Source organism: Tenacibaculum sp. nBUS_03 (genome assembly GCF_051201695.1).
Classification (GTDB): Bacteria; Bacteroidota; Bacteroidia; order Flavobacteriales; family Flavobacteriaceae; genus Polaribacter.
On the sequence record NZ_CP179214.1, the window covers coordinates 2,768,115 to 2,786,445 of the forward strand.

The following is an 18,331-nucleotide window of genomic DNA, read 5'->3' on the forward strand; positions in this document are numbered from 1 at the left end:
TAGAGTTGAGAAAGACATTTATGAATAAATTATTTACAACACTTACTTTACTAGTAAGTGTTGTTTCGTTTTCACAAAGTATTGCGAACAATAATAAACAAGCACTAAAAAAAGATACAGTTATTCCACTTAAATATAATTTTAAGTTTAATCAAAAAGGAAAGCTTTTTTTAAATAATCCTACGCAGTTTATAGTTAGATACGATAAAGCTATAAATAAGTTTGTGATAGTTGAAAAAATTGGAGATTATTATATTGGAACTCCTGTTTTTATGACTCCTAGAGAATATAAAAAGTATCGTTTAAAAAACGATATGAAAGACTACTTTAAAGAAAAGGTTGATGCAACCAGTTCAAGAAAAAAAGGAAATAAAAATGCTAGAAAAAACTTGTTGCCAAAGTATTATGTAAACTCAAAGTTTTTTGAATCTGTTTTTGGAGGAAATGAAGTTGAAGTTATTCCTAGAGGACAAGTAAATATAAAATTAGGAGGGGTTTATCAGAATAATGAAAATCCACAAATTTCAATTGATAATCAAAGTAGTTTTACTTTTGATTTTGACCAACAAATAAGTGCAAGTTTACAAGCCAGAGTAGGAAAACGATTAAAAGTTACTGCTAACTATGATACTCAATCTACTTTTGATTTTCAAAACCTTATTAAATTAGAATATACTCCTACTGAAGACGATGTTATTCAAGGTATTGATGCGGGTAATATTAGTATGCCTATTAAAAATTCATTAATAAATGGAGCTCAAGCTTTATTTGGTGTAAAAGCTGAATTGCAATTTGGAAAAACTCGTGTTACTGCAGCGTTTTCTCAACAAAACTCTCAATCAAAAACTGTAGTAGCTGAAGGTGGAGCTACCATTGAAGAGTTTGAATTAAGAGCTTCTGATTATGATAATGATCGTCACTTCTTTTTATCACAATATTTTAGAGAAAACTACAAGGATGCACTTAAACAATATCCTTTAATAAATAGTTCTATAAATATAACTAGGGTAGAAGTGTGGGTTACAAATAGAACACAAAGTGTTACTGACTTTAGAAGTATCGTTGCCCTTGCCGACTTAGGTGAATCTAAAGATGATAATAAAGTTAAAACTGAAGTAGATAATAGTCCTAGTTTAGTTACTGTTAATGGTAATGTAATACCTTATAATGGAGTTAATGAATTTGGAGGGTTGTTAACAAATACTAGTGGTCTTAGAGATATTGCGACCATGACAAGCACTTTAGATGGAGTTGTAGCACCACAAAAAGCTTCACAAGGAACTGACTTTTCGTATTTGCAAAATGCGCGTAAACTTCAGGATAATGAATATAAACTGCATCCGCAATTAGGATTTATATCACTAAATAGAAGACTAAATGATGGTGAGGTATTAGCAGTTGCTTATGAATATACTGTGGTAGGAGCATCAAATAATGAAACAGTTTTTAAAGTAGGTGAATTTTCAAATGATGGAGTCGTTGCTCCTGCAAATTTGGTAGTAAAGTTGTTAAGAAGTGAAATCTTAACAACGGTTAGAAAAAATCCAATTACTAATGTAAATGAATCATTTCCTACATGGAGGTTAATGATGAAAAATGTATATGCAATAGGAGCATACCCATTGCAACAACAAGGTTTTCGTTTTGATCTATTGTACCGTGATGATCAAACAGGTACATTGCAAAATACACTGCAAAATGCAAGTAGTTCAAGCATAAAAGAAACTCCCTTAATGCAGGTTATGCATATTGATAGGTTAGATCAAAGTCAGTATGAAGTTCCTGGAGGTGATGGTTTTTTCGACTTTATAGAAGGAGCGACTGTAAATTCTCAAAAAGGATATATTATTTTTCCTGATCCTGAACCTTTTGGAGAACAATCATATTTAGATTCAAAATTAGTAGGAGCAGATAAAGATAAATATTTATTCAAAGATTTATACTTAACAACTAAAATTCAAGCAAAAAATGAATTTCAGAATAAAGATAAGTACTTTTTAAAAGGGTATTTTAAATCAGAGTCAAGTAGAGGAATTTCATTAGGCGCATTTAATATTCCTAGAGGTTCAGTTAAAGTTACTGCTGGAGGAAGACAATTAGTTGAAGGAATTGATTATGTTGTAGATTATCAATTAGGAAGGGTGCAAGTTTTAGACCCAGGTCTTGAGGCATCTGGTACTCCAATTAATGCCACTGTTGAAAATAATACTTTTTTTAACCAACAAAGAAAAACATTTATTGGTATAGATGTTGAACATCGTTTTTCTGAAGATTTTACTATTGGTGGTACTTTTTTGAATGTTAGTGAAAAACCTATTACTCCAAAAGTGAATTTTGGAGGAGAACCAATTGATAACACAATGATTGGTTTAAATTTTGACTATTCATCAGAAGTCCCTTACTTTACTAAGTTAGCTAATAAATTACCGTTTGTAGAAACTGATGTGCCTTCCAAAATATCAGTAAGAGGAGATATGGCGTATTTATTACCAGGATCACCAAGTGGTATCGATGTAAATGGAACAGCTACTTCATATTTAGATGATTTTGAAGCATCACAAATTCCTATTAATTTAAATTCTCCTCAGCAATGGTTTTTGGCTAGTACTCCAGAATCACAAGGATTAGAAACTGAAGGGAAAGTGGTGAATAACTTAGCTTACAATAATAAGAGGGCTAAGATAGCTTGGTATAATGTAGATCAACTTTTTTATGGAAGTACTAATAGACCAAGTAATATTAATGAAAATGAATTGTCAAGAGATGAGGTTCGTCAAGTTAGATTTGAAGAACTATTTGATTTAGATTTAGATATAACGCAACAAGATTTAGTACGAACATTAGATTTAGCCTACTATCCTAATGAAAGAGGGCCTTATAATTTTAATACCAATGCAACTGAAGTTGATATCGACGCAGCAAATAATAAGGTAACTCTTAAAAAACCTGAAGAAAGTTGGGGGGGTATTATGCGTCCTTTAACAACAAACAATTTTGAACAAGCAAATGTTGAATATATTCAGTTTTGGTTGATGGACCCTTATGAAAATTATTCAATCACAGAAGCAGAAGGTTTACCTGCAGGTGTTAATCCAAAAGATGCTATTAATCATGGTAAACTATTGATAAATTTAGGAAATATCTCTGAAGATATTTTACGTGATGGTAGTAAACAGTATGAAAACGGATTACCTGAAGATGGTATTAAAACAGCAGGAAGTAATGTTAGAGAATCAGTTTGGGGATATACACCAATTAATCCTTCGATATTATATGCTTTTGCCTCAGATGAAAATGCTAGGAAAAATCAGGATGTTGGACTGGATGGTTTAAGTGACCTTGATGAAAAAAAAGTTGGTATTTCTGAAGATCCTATTAATGGTAGACCAACTCCATTTCCTCTAGAATATAGAAAATTGTCAGATCCATCAGGAGATAACTTTCAGTTTTTTAGAGGTAGCGAACTAGACGCTATTAATGCGTCTATTTTAACTCGATACAAGAATTATAATAATACGCAAGGGAATTCGCCTACATCAGGGCAGTCAACCGAAGCATATCCCACATCATCAACTACATATCCAGATACTGAAGATATTAATAAGGATCAAACGATGAATCCTGTTAATAGTTATTTTGAATACGAAATACCTTTAAACAAAACAGAGCTAGATAAAGGGGTAGGCTTTAATCATATAGTCGATGTGAAAAATAGTACAGTTACTTTATCGAATGGTCAGTCGAGAACAACTAGGTGGTATCAATTTAGAATTCCTGTAAAAGGAGGTACTCGAATAAATGGAATTACTGATTTTAATAGTATTCGTTTTGTAAGGATGTTTATTACCCAATTTAGAATACCGATTGTATTGCGTTTTGGAGAGTTAGAGTTGGTACGAAGTGATTGGAGAAGGTATACGAAAAACGTTCCTGATAGTGAAATTAATAAATTTGAAATAGGAATTGTTAATATAGAACAGAATAGCGATAAGTATGCTTTACCACCAGGTATAGAAAGAGAGCAGCTACAAGGAACAAATAGAGTTCAGCGCCAAAATGAGCAATCGGTTACATTAAAAGTTTCTGATTTACCTGCTGATTCACTTAGAACTATTTATAAAAATATAAGTATAGATATGCGTAGATATAAAAATCTACGAATGTTTTTACATGCTGAAGATCCAAATAGAATAGCAAAACAAGGAGAAAATACTGAAAGCGTTGCTATTATTCGTTTAGGAACAGATTTAAATGAAAATTATTACGAAATTGAAAAACCATTAATTTATTCCAGTACTACTGGAACTCCTGAGTCAGATAAAGTATGGCCAGTAGAAAATAATTTAGATATTCTATTAGAAGAGTTAGCAAACCTTAAACTGGAAAGAACGGGTTCTTTAATTGATGTTTTCTCAGGAGTAAGTTCAAATGGTTTAAAAATATCAGTAAAAGGTAACCCAACGTTAGCACAAATCCGAACAGTAATGTTAGGGGTGAAAAATAATTCTGCTGTACCCAAAACAATTGAGGTTTGGTTTAATGAATTACGAGCTGTTGGTTTCGATAATAAAGGAGGATGGGCTGCTGTTTTAAATGCAGATGCTAATTTTGCTGATGTTGCTGACGTATCAATAGGTGGACGAATGTCTACAATTGGATTTGGAAATGTTGAAGATAGAGTGCAGCAAAGAAGTATTGAAGAAGTTAAACAATATAATGTAGCAACAAATATTCAGGTAGGAAAAATGATGCCAAAAAAATGGAACATGCAAATACCTATGAGCTATAGTTATGGAGAGGAATTTAGAGACCCCAAGTATGATCCACAATTTCAAGACATAAAATTAGAAGATGCATTAGATAAAAACCCAAACAGTAAAAATTCTCAAGATTATACTAGAAGAAAAAGTATAAGTTTTATTAATGTTAAAAAGAATAGGAATCCTGAAAGTAAGAAAAAACAAAAATTTTATGACGTAGAAAATTTTTCAGTCTCATATTCTTTTAATGAAGAATTTCACAAAGATTATAATATTCAAAAGTATGTAAATCAAAATGTGATGGCTGGTGCTAGTTATAATTTTAACTTTAAACCTTGGGTGCTTGAGCCTTTCAAAAAATCAAAAATGTTTAGTAATAGATATTTACGATTTATTAAAGATTTAAACATTAATCCTGTTCCTAAAAATGTTGCTGTAAATTCAAGAATTAATAGAAATTATAGTGCTCAACAATCTAGAAACTTAATACAAGGTTTGTCACCTCAACCTGAACTTAAGCAACGTAATTTTGTTTTTGATTGGGATTATACCATTGGCTTTGATTTAACAAAATCATTAAAATTGAATTTTAATGCGGCAAACAACTATATTTATGATTCTTTTGGTAGAGATGAAGATTTAGAAATATATGATAAGTTTTTTAATATTGGTCGACCTAATAATTATCACCAAAAGCTAAATGCAACGTATAAAGTTCCTATTAATAAACTTCCTTATTTAAGCTTTATCTCTGCTGATTATGGTTACACAGCTGATTTTGATTGGAGGGCTTCTTCACAAAGTTATGTAGACAAAGTTGGAAACATGATTCAAAATGCAAATACACATAATTTAAATACTTCTATAGATTTTGGTAAGTTTTATAAGGTATTGAAGTTAGATAAATTATTAATCAGAGGAGCTAAGCAAGCGCCAGTTAAAAAAGGATCTTTAAAATTAGGGAGTAAGCAAGTTGCCCAAAAACGAAAGCTAAAAAAGAATGCTGGTTTCGGACAAAAGGCATTAAAGGGATTATATGATGTTTTAACGTCGGTAAAGAGAGCTAAAATTAACTATAGTCAAAATAACGGAACTTTATTACAGGGGTATAAGCCATCAGTAGGCTTCTTAGGAAGAAATAATTTTGATGGTGGACTAGCACCAACATTTGGATTTGTATTTGGTAGTCAAACGGATATTTTAAGAACAGCGATTGATAATAATTGGATTATTAGAAGTATTCCAGGGGAAGATTATTACAATAAAAATTATGGACTAACTAGTAATAAAAAACTAGATTATACTATTTCAGTAAAGCCATTAAAAAGTTTAACAATCGATTTTAGAGGAAATAGAATTCAAACTAGTAATATTACACAGCAATTAGATATAATTTCTGATGGTAATGGTGGTTTTGAACAAAACCCAGCCATTAAAGCTTTTGAAACAGGAAATTATAGTATTAGTCATTTTATGTTAGGCACTATGTTTACTAATAATGAAGTGTTATATCAAAACTTTTTAAATTATAGAGCTACAATTGCTAATAGATTAGCTACAGACGATCAACCAATTGGTGGGTTTAAAGAAAGTGGTCAACAGGTTATGTTACCAGCTTTTTTAGCTGCTTATTCTGGTAATAGTCCTAATTCTATAAGCACTGGAATCTTTAAAAATATACCTATTCCTAATTGGACACTGCGTTATAATGGATTAATGAAGTTTAAATGGTTTAAAAAAACATTCTCATCATTTACAGTATCTCATGGGTATAAATCATCATACACAATAGGTAACTATACGAATAACTTACAGTACGAAGGACCAAAGTCAGTTAAAACAAATACATCTGGTAATTATCATCCAGAATTATTAATTTCGTCGGCAACTTTAATAGATGAATTTTCACCATTAATCAAGGTTGATTTTAGAATGAAAAACTCATTATCATTTAAAGGTGAAATTAGAAGAGATAGAAGTTTAACTCTAAATTTTAATAATAATACAATAACTGATATAAATGGTACAGAATATGTGTTTGGATTTGGATATAAGATAAGAGATGTTAAATTTGTAACCAAGTTTACGGGTAAGAAGGAAACGTTAAAAGGAGATATTAATTTTAGAGCAGATATATCATTAAGAGACAATTTAACATTAATTAGAAGTGTTGATAAAGAAAATAATCAAGTAACAGGAGGAGAAAGGTTGTTTGGAATAAAATTCTTAGCAGATTATAATTTAAGCAGAAATTTAACAGCTTCGTTTTATTACAATCACCAAACGTTTGATTATGCTGTTTCAACGACTTTCCCTAGGCAATCAATTAATGCTGGTATTAATTTAGTCTATAATTTAGGAAATTAAAAACAAACAAAAATATAAAATAACAATACAATGAACATTCCATCAGAATTAAAATACACTAAAGACCATGAATGGGTTAAAGTTGAAGGAGAAATAGCAACTATTGGTATTACAGACTTTGCGCAAGGAGAATTAGGAGACATCGTTTATGTAGATGTAGATTCTTTAGATGACACATTAGAAATAGAAGAGGTTTTTGGATCCGTAGAGGCAGTAAAAACGGTTTCTGATTTATTCATGCCTTTGTCAGGAGAGGTTACAGAGTTCAATGAAGGTTTAGAAGATGAACCTGAGTTAGTAAACACTGACCCTTACGGAAAAGGTTGGATGATTAAAATAAAAATATCAGATGAATCACAATTGGAAGGATTATTAAGTGCTGAGGCTTATCAAGAACTTATTCAAGGATAAGAAAAATAGAATCATAATAGCGATATTTATTACTATAAGTATCGCTATTCTTAGTTTAATAAAGCTAGGAAAGCAACCAATCTCAATAAGCAATATTGACAAGATAGAACATGCTATTGCTTATTTATTTCTTACTTTTTTTTGGTTATTAGCTTTAGTTAAAACGAAATATCAAACATACATTGTGTCTATTTGTTGTTTTTTTTACGGCATAATTATTGAGGTTTTACAAACTACAATTACGACATATAGAACTGGAGACTATTATGATATAATAGCTAATTCAGTAGGAGTTCTTTTGGCATTTACATTATTTAGTATCTTTTTTTACAAAAAAGACACTATTTGGTAAATTAGCTTGTATAAGTTGAAATAAATTAATTAAATTAGCGAACTATTAAAAAAACAGAAAGGATGGAAATCAAAAAAAATCCAAAATCAAACTTAGAGAATTATAGTAAGTTGTTTATGCAGCTAGGTTTGGTTTTAGCTTTATTTGTTACTTATGTAGCAATTGAAAATAAAACATACGATAAAGAATATGGTGATTTAGGTAGTGCTAACATGGCATCGGAAATTGAAGAAGAAACTATTGAAATTCAACCTGAAGCACCAAAACCACCTCAAAAGACACCACCACCACCAGCTCCTGAAAAAATTGAGATTGTAGAGGATGAAAAAGAAATTGAAGAAACTGTAATTGATAATACTGAAACTGATGAATCTGAAGCAGTTGAAGTTGATGATTTTGAAGAGGCTGAAGAAGAAGAAGAAGTAGTAGAAGATGTACCTTTTTCAATCATTGAAGATGTACCTGTATTTCCAGGGTGTTCTGGTACAAAAGCTCAAAAGAAAGCATGTTTAAACAAGAAAATGCAGAAACATGTTCAACGTTATTTTGATGCTGAATTAGCAAATGAATTAGGTTTAGCGCCAGGGAAAAAGAAAATTTATCTAGTTTTCAAAATAGGTAAAACAGGTGATATTGAACAAATAAATGCTAGAGCTCCTCATCCAAGATTAAAAAAAGAGGCAATTCGAATAGCAAAAAAATTACCTAAAATGTTACCAGGTAAACAAAGAGGAAGACCAGTTAGAGTTGGATATACTTTACCAATTACTTTTAATGTAGAATAGTACACATACTCTTTTAAATAAAAAAAGCAACTCTAATTAGAGTTGCTTTTTTTATTGGCACGTTTCTTGTTTATGATAAAATATTAAAAATTAAATATTTAACTATGAAAATGCCAAAAAAAATGCCTAGAAAGCAATTAGAGAAATTCTCAACAATATTTATGCAGTTAGGGTTAGTACTTACTCTATCTATTGTATACTTCGTATTGGAATATGAAACAAAACAAAATGAAAACTTTCCTATTACTTTGGGAGAAGAAATTTCTAAGGATTATTCAATAGATGAATTACCTCAAGTATTTATTAAGAAAGTAAAGAAAACAGTAGCTAAAACATCTCCCCAAAAGAAGATAACCTTAGATATAACAAAAATTGAAAAAATTGATAATGATGAAGTAATAAAAAATATTGTTGATTTGCCAGCAACCGATAGTGATTCTAAAATTGATATTTCAAATTTACCTGAGGCTGATGAGGGGGAAATAATTAATACAAATGATGACCCTATAACTATGCGTAATTTGCAAAATGCGCCTGTATATAGAGGTTGTGAAGGATTAAATGAACAAGAAGGTAGAAAGTGCTTGGAAAGAAAAATAAGACAGCATGTACAGCGATATTTCAATTCAGAAATAGCACAAGATTTAGGTATGAGATCAGGTAAGTATAGGATATCAACTCAATTTGTAATCGATAAACAAGGAAATATTATAGATTTAAATATAAGAGCACCTCATACAAAACTGAAAAAAGAAGTTGTACAATTAGTAAAAAAAATTCCCCAATTTACACCCGGTAAACAAAACAATGTGCCAGTAAAAGTAAAATATACATTACCCATAACATTTATGGTAGAATAATTTTAAAAGCTCAACTTTTTAAGTTGAGTTTTTTATTTTTGTAGATATGGGTACAACAAAAAATTTTTTTTCACATGAAACATCTATTATTGATGAGGGATGTGTTATTGGTGAAAGAACCAAAATTTGGCACTTTAGTCATATTATGCCTGATTGTATTATAGGAGCTGACTGTAACATTGGGCAAAATGTAGTAGTTTCACCAAAAGTAGTTTTAGGAAACAATGTTAAAGTGCAAAATAATGTTTCTATATATACAGGAGTATTTTGTGAAGATGATGTTTTCTTAGGACCTTCTATGGTTTTTACAAATGTAATAAATCCAAGAAGTGCAATAAAGAGGAAAAATGAATTTAAAGAAACAATAGTTAAAAAAGGTGCAAGTATTGGAGCAAATGCTACAATAGTTTGTGGTAATACGATTGGAGAATATGCTTTTATTGGCGCGGGAGCGGTCGTAACCAAAAATGTACTACCCTATGCTTTAGTTGTTGGGAACCCTTCTCAACAAATTGGTTGGGTTAGTGAATTTGGTCATCGTTTAATATTTGATGAAAATGGAATTGCTCAGTGTGTTGAGTCTGGTATTAAGTATATGAAAAACAAAGAAGTAGTTAGTAAAGTTAACTAGAAGGATACCTTCATTCATATTTTTTTGTTTTTTTTAAAAAAGTTTTGTGAAAAAAAAAAATATTTATATATTTGGCTAGTGGTTTATAAAACCACTTTCTTTTTCTTTTTCATAGCAATTTTTCCCACTCAATTTTTGAGTGGGTTTGTTTTTTAAAAATACTTCATAAATTAAAAAACCGTATACAACTGAATATTGTAAGCTAATAACCCATAAATTCTCTTTCCAAGGGATATTAGCATAAGCTTGATAACTCAAAAAGATTACTAAACTCCAAACAATGGGGAAACGATATTTTGTAAATACTGAAAGTATAATAAGAGTGGCTAAATACCATGGATGCATTGTTGTTGTTGTAAAATAATAAAAAGATAAACCAAATAACATTGAAAGTATTATTTGCTTCATTGAGTTGTTTTTTTTGTAAAAACTAACTATACCTAAAAAAATAACTGTTAAAACAGGCATTATTTTACCTATAATGGCTATTTCATTATAGCCTCTAAATAAAAATCCTATTTCTCTTGCTAAGTAATAAATACTAGCATTAAACTCAAAATTTTTAAACCACAGCCCTACTGATTTACTGTAGTTGCTAATTAATGTTGATGAAAAAAATGGAAGAAAAAATAGAAATATAGTCACGAATATTATAAGATAGAAAGCAACTAGTTTTTTTAGTCCTTTAAGAATACTGGTTTCTTTTTTTATGAAAAACTGATAAAATATAGGTAAAAATAATAAAGGAATTAATTTAACTGATATTGAACAAGCAATTAAAACACCACTTAGAACCCATTTTTTTTGAAATAATTTATACAAACCCCACACTAAAAAGAATAACATTACGGGTTCAAAATGTAAGTTTCCAGTTAATTCAACAATTACGAAAGGATTTAATAAGTATAAAAAAATAGTTGATTTTTGTAATTGTAGTTTTTCTAATAATTTTTTACCATAAAATAAAATACCTATATCAGCTAGAATTATAAGTAATCGCATTACAATTATGGAGCCTGTAATACTCTTATTATCAATGAGAGCAGCAATAAAGAAACACAGTTGGTTAATGGGGGGATAATTTGTATAATGACTTCCATTCATTGCTCCCATGCCGTTGTATAATTCTACAGCCTGGTTAATAGGGTAGTTTTTTTGTTCAATAAATGTTTCAGGCAATGATAAGTATGGATTAAAACCTTCTAAAAGCATTCGCCCATCCCAAATAAAACGATAAAAATCTTGAGATAAATTTGGAGTTGAAAATAAAAAAACAAACCTAAATAATACAGAAATAACAACTAAAAAAGTGAAATTCGTTTTATTACTTCTATATAAATAATAGAATGAACTAAATAAGCCAATCCATAAAAAAAGCAATGTGTAAAATGATGTTCTTTCTAGGGAATATGCAAATAAAAAATATAATATTAATGTAAAAACTGTTACAGATATTAGGCTATATTTTTTATTACTCCACATTTATGCTTTAGAAAAAATCGATTTAAAAAACACATAGCTGAAGCCAATAAATAACATTAGATGAAATGGAAATAAACCAAAATCACCACCCTGATCACCTACTATAAAGGCACTATACATTCCAAAAGCAAAATAAAGAGCTAGTAGCCCTTCAATAATAACGTTAGGCGAAATTGTAGCGCGTATATATTTATTGTTTTTCCAATTATCTTTAAGTGATTTGATATTAAACTTTGGAGTTCTTACAAATTCACTTTTTTTACCAAAATGCCCCTCAAAAACAGCGATAGTATTATGTAAAGAAAAGCCCATTGCGATAGAAAAGAATGAAAAGAAAGCTCCTATATATTTTATAAAATTATAAAAGCCAGTTCCATAAGTTTTCTTATACATAAACCAATAACATATAAAAAATATGATGGTACTTACAACAAAAAAGCTCATTACTAAAAAATAAATTCTTAAATGTGCATATTCATTTTTTATATATAGCATAGGAATACTTAGAACTGCAACTAAAAATATACAAGTAAACATCGAGCTATTTAATAAATGTAATACACCATGAACTTTAGTTTTGAAAGAAATATTTTTACTTACAATAATCCTTTTTAACATCTTTTGAAAGTTTTCAGCTCCACCTTTATTCCATCTAAATTGTTGAGAACGAGCTGCACTAATAATAACAGGAAGTTCAGCAGGGGTTTCAACATTTTCTAAATACTTAAATTTCCATTTTTTTAATTGAGCTCTGTAACTCAAATCTAAATCTTCAGTTAAAGTATCTCCTTCCCAATTTCCAGCATCATAAATACATTCTTTACGCCATATACCAGCAGTACCATTAAAATTGATAAAATGCCCTTGACTATTTCTACCAACTTGTTCTAGCGTAAAATGTGCATCTAAAGCAAAAGCTTGAATTTTTGTTAAAGTAGAATAGTTTCTATTTATATGTCCCCAACGAGTTTGTACTACTCCTATTTTTGGGTTTTTAAAAAAAGGAACTGTATTTTCAAGCCAACAAGGTTTAGGTAAAAAGTCCGCGTCAAAAATTGCAATGAATTCTCCTTTTGCAATTTTTAAACCTTCTTTTAAGGCGCCAGCTTTAAAACCATACCTATTTTCTCTTCTTATGTGTTGGATATCTAGTCCTGTTTTTTGAAGCTCTTTGATATGATTTTCTGTAGAAATTACTGATTCATCTGTTGAATCATCTAATACTTGTATTTCTAGCTTTTCGAGAGGATATTTAATTTTTGCAATATTATCTAGTAAACGTTCCATTACATATAATTCATTATACACTGGAAGTTGTATGGTGATAAAAGGAACTTCATTAGGGTTACTTAAATCAAGCTTAGGAGAGTTGTCTTCCTTTTTTCTAGCTTTTAAGTAATTAAAGAGTAAGTTTAATTGTGCTAATGCATACATTAAAATAAGAACCAATGATACTGTATATAATGTAATTATTGTGTATTGTAAAATCATTATTTAAAACTGTATTTAAATATCCAACCTAAAATTTTAAAGCCAGCTAATATACTACCTTTTACTGTTCCTGAAACCTTAGAAGTACCAATACGATTTCGATATTTCATAGGAACTTCAACATAGGATAATTTTTGTTTTAGAGCTTTTAATTGCATTTCTACTGTCCAACCATATGTTTTATCTTCCATTTTTAAGTTTAGTAGTTTTTCGTATTTGATAGCTCTGAAAGGACCAAGGTCGGTGAATTTTGCACCAAAAAAAAGTTTCATTAGAAAAGTAGCTAACCAATTACCAAAAACTTGTTGAGGAGTCATAGAACCTTGTTCACGTAGTCGTTTTACTCGTGATCCTATTACAAAATCAATGTTGTCATTTATGATGGGGGCAATGACTTCTGTAAGTTGTTCTGGATAGTCAGAGTAGTCTCCATCAAGAAAAACAACAATCGAAGGTTTTATTAGTTGATTAGAAATGTGTTCCATGCCTTTTAAGCAAGCGTACCCGTATCCTCTTCTACTTTCTAACAATACTGTAGCGCCGGCTTTTTTAGCATTTATTTCAGTGTTGTCTGTTGAGTTATTGCTCACAACAATAATTTCATCTACTACAGAAGGAATGTCTTTAATAACGCTAGCTATTGAATCTTGTTCATTATACGCAGGAATAATAACTTTTATTAGTTGATTCATTTTTTATTTTAAATCTGTCAAATTATTTTCTTCTTTAAAGGAAGAGAAATCAGTCCATTCATTTACTTTTTTACCATCTTTAAACCTGACAGCCTTTATTAGTTCCTTTTTTTTATAAACTAAACAATACCCATGCTTTTTGTCGTTTTTAAGCTGGCATTTATGGTTGATAGTTCCTTTTTTATCGTAATACAACCACCATTTATTTTGTTTACCTTTTATAAAATGTCCCTCTTTTTCCTTTGATGAATTTTTTCGGTAAAAGTACCAATACTTTACTGGAAAATTATCTTTAAAATGACCTTGTTTTTTTAAAACACCATTTTTATAATAAAATTTCCAAAAATCTACTTTTTTATTATTAGATAACCAACCTTCTTCCTTTAAATTTCCATTGTTATAATAGTTTCTAGAATATTTTTTTTGGGCACTTGCTATAGATGTTAATGAAAAAAATAGTATGAATATGAAAAGCCTTTTTTTATATGACAGAATCGAAATAGAGTTTGATTGTTTATCTTTCATTAACTAGTTTCATTAAATCTACATCATTACCTAATAAAACTTCTGTAGGGTTAATACGACCATTCTCAGGACCATTCTCAAGTTTTAAAACACCTCTAGGGCATACCGCTGAACAAATACCACAGCCTACACAACTTGCTCTAACTATGTTTTCTCCTTTTTGGGCATATGAACGCACATCTATTCCTTGCTCACAGTATGTTGAACAATTACCACAAGAAATACACTGACCTCCATTAGTTGTAATTCTAAAACGAGATTTAAAACGTTGTACCAATCCCATATAAGCTGCTAAAGGACAGCCGAAACGACACCAAACTCTATTACCAAAAATTGGATAAAATCCAGTTCCTATAACACCAGCAAACCATGCACCAATTAAAAAGCTATAGGTGTCTTTGATCCATTGAGATTTTAAGCCTAAAAAGGATTGCGTACCTGTAAAATAACAGTATATGGTAACGACTGTCATTATTAAAGAAAATACTAAAACAGAATGAATTAGCCAGCGCTCAAGTTTCCAAGCATTCATGCTTTTGTTTGAATGTTGCCTGTATGGATCCCCTAAAGTTTCAGCTAAACCACCACAGCCACAAACCCAAGAACAGTACCATCTTTTTCCAAAGAAATAAACCATTACAGGAACAATTACCAATGTAAGTAATATTCCCCACACTAAAATAAATAGACCTATAGATCCGCTACTGGTTAAACTATCTAGATTCCATTCAAAGAAAAAATCATAGTCTAACGGAAACGCATTTTTGAAATCATACCCAGGCATATTAAGGCTAGTCATTATTTCAGGAATTAAAAAAGCAAATACAATTTGAAAAAATAAAACAGATGTTGTTCTTATAATTTGATATTTGTTATGCCTATATTTAATATACATCCTTACTGCCATAACAAGCATAATGATACAATACAAGAAGCCATATACGAACCATTGACTAGCTGGACCTCCATTAAGAAATTTACTAATAGGATCTAAAATATAAGTCCAATTAACAACATAATCTGGAAAGAAGTATAGTAGCAAATAAAATGATACAAGATAAATAAGTACTCCCCATGCAATCCAACCCTTATTAGTAGATGATTCTAAGTAAATGTTATTGTTTTTAATTCCTTTATTTCCTAAAAGAATAAAGTTAGGAAGTATAAATAAAAGAGCTCCTATAATGCCTAACCCAAAAGTAAGTAGCCAAAGTAAACCAACATTGTTTCTTATAAACCCTGTACCTGCTTTTTTTGCTAACTCATAACTTAACGTATGAGGTTTTCCATATATTTTATATTGATATTGTTCTCCTTTTTTTGTCCAGTTTTTTTCTGAATCATATTTTAAAATTAATTGGTCGTAATAATCATTAGATTTTTTGTAAGCTCTTCTAACTCGACTAGAAAATTCAAAAATATTTAAATCCTCATTTGTAACAATAGCATTACTGAGTTCCTTCTTTATAACTTCACTTTTATAACCTTTATCACTAATAAAAGAGTTTAATTCTGATTCAGTAAAGCTAAAAAAACCAGTAAATATAGTTCCTGTAAAAATGATTAACCCTATTAAAAATAGAAGTAAACCTATATGTTTTATTGTTTTCATATTTTAAGCTCTGCTAAAAATTCGTTTCCAGCTTTTCTTTTTTAGTTGAATATTGGTGTTGTTCTCTTTGTTGTATTTAGCTACAATTTCGTTTTCATGTAATTTGTAAAATTCAGGATCAAAATTGGCATCGGCTAAATGTTCAAGGACGTAGTTAACAGATTTTTTGCCAGTTAAAATTCTATCAAAAAACTCGTGCCGCATTCTAATACCAAAGGTGTTAATACCAATAAATTCATTCGTGTTCTTGTCAAAACTTATATGAATGCACTTCTTACCACTTTCATGCTCCCAGTAAAAACGACTCTCATTTTTCTTAGGTTCTGCCCAAACCCAACCATAAGTTTGATATTCAATATCAATAAACTTGGCTGAATTAAACCAATGTCCAGGTTTGTATTCTATGCGATTACCACAAATTGTTTGAGCAACTGTTTCTCCCATCATTCTTCCAGTATACCAAACTGCTTCGATAGGGCGTCTTTGTCCAATAGCTTCATGTTGTTCGGCACAATCTCCAATAGCATATATATTTGAAATATTTGTTTCTAAAAAACGATTGACCTTTATTCCACGTCCAACTACTATTTCAGAATTTTTTATAAAGTCAATATTTGGAGATACTCCGGCTGTTAAACCAACTACATCACAAGAAATTTCTTCGCCAGTTTCAGCAATAATAATAGAAGTAGCTTTCCCATTTTTATCAGTTCTAATTTCTTTTAAGTTTACACCTAGACGTAAATCTATATGGTTCTCAATAATTTCATTATTAATCATTGTAGATTCTTCCTTTGGTAAAACTGAACTCCAAAAACTATTTTCACGAACAAGAAATGTAACTGGAATTTTTCTGCTGTGAAGCATTTCTGCTAGTTCAATACCAATTAAACCACCACCTACAATTACTGCTCTTTTACACGTTACATTATCAGGAGCATATTTTTCTAGCTTTTCTAGGTCTTGTTTATGATACATCCCCATAACTCCTTTAGCATCTTGTCCGGGCCAACCAAATTTGTTAGGTTTAGAGCCAGTTGCAATGATTAAGGTGTCGTAATTAATGATTTCACCATCTTTTAGTTCAATTTCATTATTAGATGAATGTACCTTAGAAACGAATCCTTTTTTTAAATTGATGTTATTTTTTTTCCAAAACCAAGGTTCGTAAGGTTGAGTGTGCTCAAACTTCATATGTCCCATGTAAACATACATTAATGCGGTTCTTGAAAAAAAGAAATCTGATTCTGCAGATATGATAGTAATCTGTTTGTTGGATAACTTTCTGATATGTCTAGCAGCAGTTACACCAGAAATACCATTACCAATAATTACAACATGTTCCATATTTAAGCTGATTTGCAAATTAGGTCGCACTTAAAGTTAAGAACTTAATCTGATTGATGAATTTAGAATCAGTATAAATAAAAGAAGGGAGGTGTAAGTAGGTTTTGTTTTTATCGACCTAAGCTTTAATTAAAATAATTTATAATGAAAAATAGAATCAAATATTTGTTATTTGCTTTAATATTAATAGGTTTTCAATCTTTTGCACAAGAAGAAGATAAAAATTCAAAAAGTAATATTCAAACGTATACACCATCAAGATTATTAGATAAAGGGCAGTGGGATATAAAATTTTTTAATAATTTATATACAGAAACAGAAGGTAATTTTAATACTATTACAGCTGACAAACCTAGAGAAAATTATTTTACTTCTACTGTAGAAGCATTTACTGGTGTTTCTAATAATAATAGGATAAATATAGGAGCTATTGTTGAGTTCCGTTCAAATACAATTGGAGGTCGTCAAGCTTTATCTGTTTTTAGTTTAGAAGATTCAAATACTGATAGAAAGGGAATAACATCAATTGCTCCAGCAATAAAGTTTCAACCATTTAAAAGTGTAGGAAATTTCTCTATTCAGTCTGCATTACATATTCCTTTAGTTACTGATGAATCTGATGGAAACGGAGTTTTTTTAGATCAAACAGCCTGGACTTTTCAAAACAGATTTTTTTATGATTACACATTTGATAGTGGTAAATGGCAAGTGTTTACCGAATTAAATACTGAATATAATTTTGGAGAGGAGAAGAGTTTTGCAAATAATACTTTTATGGTAGTTCCAGGTGCTTTTTTAAGTTATTTTCCTTCTGATGAATCTACTGTGTTAGTTTTTGCCCAGCATGCTCAACGCTTTGGTGATTTTACACAAAATTATACGGCTTTAGGTTTTGGAGGTAAATATCAATTGTCTAAAGTACTTAACTTAGAGGTGTTATATAGCAAGTTTGTAAGAGGAGAAAATACTGGGTTAGGTCAAAGTTTTAATATTGGACTAAGAGCTTTGTTTTAATG

At 30.0% G+C, this 18,331-nt stretch carries 13 protein-coding genes; 7 read left to right on the forward strand and 6 right to left on the reverse strand.

All coding sequences use genetic code 11. The features are described from left to right. The first annotated feature begins 20 nt into the window (after positions 1–20). The 6 genes from sprA to ACMFBB_RS12830 all read left to right on the forward strand — a co-directional run bounded on the left by sprA (position 21) and on the right by ACMFBB_RS12830 (position 10,166). On the forward strand, positions 21–7,127 hold the full coding sequence (gene sprA, locus ACMFBB_RS12805; protein ID WP_435261168.1) for a cell surface protein SprA: 7,107 nt from the start codon (positions 21–23) through the stop codon (positions 7,125–7,127). A 30-nt stretch (positions 7,128–7,157) separates the two neighbouring features. Beyond that, positions 7,158–7,538, forward strand: coding sequence for a glycine cleavage system protein GcvH (gene gcvH, locus ACMFBB_RS12810; RefSeq protein ID WP_435261169.1), 381 nt, complete (start codon positions 7,158–7,160; stop codon positions 7,536–7,538). Continuing rightward, the gene (locus tag ACMFBB_RS12815; protein ID WP_435261170.1) at positions 7,504–7,890 is read left to right on the forward strand and encodes a VanZ family protein; all 387 of its coding nucleotides are present in this window, start codon (positions 7,504–7,506) and stop codon (positions 7,888–7,890) included. The genes gcvH and ACMFBB_RS12815 overlap by 35 nt, the downstream gene beginning before the upstream one ends. Before the next feature lie 62 nt (positions 7,891–7,952). Next, positions 7,953–8,675 carry an energy transducer TonB gene (locus tag ACMFBB_RS12820; protein WP_435261171.1) on the forward strand — a complete coding sequence of 241 codons (723 nt, stop codon included), beginning with the start codon at positions 7,953–7,955 and terminating at the stop codon, positions 8,673–8,675. Positions 8,676–8,779: 104 nt separating this feature from the next. Next, positions 8,780–9,535: an energy transducer TonB gene (locus ACMFBB_RS12825; RefSeq protein WP_435261172.1), complete on the forward strand. Its 756-nt coding sequence runs from the start codon at positions 8,780–8,782 to the stop codon at positions 9,533–9,535. A 46-nt stretch (positions 9,536–9,581) separates the two neighbouring features. Further along, the gene (locus ACMFBB_RS12830; protein ID WP_435261173.1) at positions 9,582–10,166 is read left to right on the forward strand and encodes an acyltransferase; all 585 of its coding nucleotides are present in this window, start codon (positions 9,582–9,584) and stop codon (positions 10,164–10,166) included. 75 nt (positions 10,167–10,241) lie between these two features. On the opposite strand, the gene ACMFBB_RS12835 is transcribed toward ACMFBB_RS12830, so the two are convergent. The 6 genes from ACMFBB_RS12835 to ACMFBB_RS12860 are packed head-to-tail and all read right to left on the reverse strand — an operon-like array spanning position 10,242 to position 17,315. After that, positions 10,242–11,648, reverse strand: coding sequence for a glycosyltransferase 87 family protein (locus ACMFBB_RS12835; RefSeq protein ID WP_435261174.1), 1,407 nt, complete (start codon positions 11,646–11,648; stop codon positions 10,242–10,244). Next, positions 11,649–13,139, reverse strand: coding sequence for a cellulose synthase family protein (locus tag ACMFBB_RS12840; RefSeq protein ID WP_435261175.1), 1,491 nt, complete (start codon positions 13,137–13,139; stop codon positions 11,649–11,651). After that, positions 13,139–13,831 (reverse strand): glycosyltransferase family 2 protein, encoded by a 693-nt coding sequence (locus ACMFBB_RS12845; protein WP_435261176.1) that lies wholly within the window; start codon positions 13,829–13,831, stop codon positions 13,139–13,141. The genes ACMFBB_RS12840 and ACMFBB_RS12845 overlap by 1 nt, the downstream gene beginning before the upstream one ends. A 3-nt stretch (positions 13,832–13,834) precedes the next feature. After that, positions 13,835–14,356 (reverse strand): toxin-antitoxin system YwqK family antitoxin, encoded by a 522-nt coding sequence (locus tag ACMFBB_RS12850; protein WP_435261177.1) that lies wholly within the window; start codon positions 14,354–14,356, stop codon positions 13,835–13,837. After that, a complete protein-coding gene (locus tag ACMFBB_RS12855; protein WP_435261178.1) occupies positions 14,346–15,968 on the reverse strand; it encodes a 4Fe-4S binding protein in 1,623 nt (540 codons plus the stop codon). The genes ACMFBB_RS12850 and ACMFBB_RS12855 overlap by 11 nt, the downstream gene beginning before the upstream one ends. A gap of 3 nt (positions 15,969–15,971) precedes the next feature. Then, positions 15,972–17,315 (reverse strand): NAD(P)/FAD-dependent oxidoreductase, encoded by a 1,344-nt coding sequence (locus ACMFBB_RS12860; RefSeq protein ID WP_435261179.1) that lies wholly within the window; start codon positions 17,313–17,315, stop codon positions 15,972–15,974. Positions 17,316–17,459: 144 nt separating this feature from the next. On the opposite strand from ACMFBB_RS12860, the gene ACMFBB_RS12865 reads away from it, so the two are divergent. Then, positions 17,460–18,329 carry a hypothetical protein gene (locus tag ACMFBB_RS12865; RefSeq protein ID WP_435261180.1) on the forward strand — a complete coding sequence of 290 codons (870 nt, stop codon included), beginning with the start codon at positions 17,460–17,462 and terminating at the stop codon, positions 18,327–18,329. The last annotated feature ends 2 nt before the right edge of the window (positions 18,330–18,331 follow it).

What these genes read in the sequence shown, in the direction of transcription:
- sprA (WP_435261168.1), top strand. Translation starts at nt 21, where the DNA reads ATGAATAAATTATTTACAACACTTACTTTACTAGTAAGTGTTGTTTCG.
- gcvH (WP_435261169.1), top strand. Translation starts at nt 7,158, where the DNA reads ATGAACATTCCATCAGAATTAAAATACACTAAAGACCATGAATGGGTT.
- ACMFBB_RS12820 (WP_435261171.1), top strand. Translation starts at nt 7,953, where the DNA reads ATGGAAATCAAAAAAAATCCAAAATCAAACTTAGAGAATTATAGTAAG.
- ACMFBB_RS12825 (WP_435261172.1), top strand. Translation starts at nt 8,780, where the DNA reads ATGAAAATGCCAAAAAAAATGCCTAGAAAGCAATTAGAGAAATTCTCA.
- ACMFBB_RS12830 (WP_435261173.1), top strand. Translation starts at nt 9,582, where the DNA reads ATGGGTACAACAAAAAATTTTTTTTCACATGAAACATCTATTATTGAT.
- ACMFBB_RS12835 (WP_435261174.1), bottom strand. Translation starts at nt 11,648, where the DNA reads ATGTGGAGTAATAAAAAATATAGCCTAATATCTGTAACAGTTTTTACA.
- ACMFBB_RS12840 (WP_435261175.1), bottom strand. Translation starts at nt 13,139, where the DNA reads ATGATTTTACAATACACAATAATTACATTATATACAGTATCATTGGTT.
- ACMFBB_RS12845 (WP_435261176.1), bottom strand. Translation starts at nt 13,831, where the DNA reads ATGAATCAACTAATAAAAGTTATTATTCCTGCGTATAATGAACAAGAT.
- ACMFBB_RS12850 (WP_435261177.1), bottom strand. Translation starts at nt 14,356, where the DNA reads ATGAAAGATAAACAATCAAACTCTATTTCGATTCTGTCATATAAAAAA.
- ACMFBB_RS12855 (WP_435261178.1), bottom strand. Translation starts at nt 15,968, where the DNA reads ATGAAAACAATAAAACATATAGGTTTACTTCTATTTTTAATAGGGTTA.
- ACMFBB_RS12860 (WP_435261179.1), bottom strand. Translation starts at nt 17,315, where the DNA reads ATGGAACATGTTGTAATTATTGGTAATGGTATTTCTGGTGTAACTGCT.
- ACMFBB_RS12865 (WP_435261180.1), top strand. Translation starts at nt 17,460, where the DNA reads ATGAAAAATAGAATCAAATATTTGTTATTTGCTTTAATATTAATAGGT.